Genomic DNA, 268 nt, shown 5'->3' on the forward strand with positions numbered 1-268 from the left:
TAAATTCAACTGTAAGTGAATATGGACAAATTACTTATGTTGTTTCTCTTGCAACAGTAACTTTAACATCTAATCTAGTTGGAGAAGTAATAAGTCCATTAGAAGCATATGGTAAGAAAATAGTTAATTCAAAAGATTTAGCAAATACTATTAATGCATTATGTAATTACACTATTAAATTAGGTGTAGATAGTGTCACTACTGACATTCAAAACTTATATCAAAAAGGTGGATTACAGTTTAATATTAAAGGCTCTGATTTAATTAA

The 268-nt window shown here is 26.5% G+C and carries 1 protein-coding gene; it reads left to right on the forward strand.

From position 1 onward, the window contains the following. On the forward strand, nucleotides 1–268 hold a 268-nt coding region (locus AYC60_RS08995), incomplete at both ends, for a hypothetical protein (protein WP_197416955.1).

It is taken from the genome of Streptobacillus felis, from assembly GCF_001559775.1.
Classification (GTDB): Bacteria; Fusobacteriota; Fusobacteriia; order Fusobacteriales; family Leptotrichiaceae; genus Streptobacillus; species Streptobacillus felis.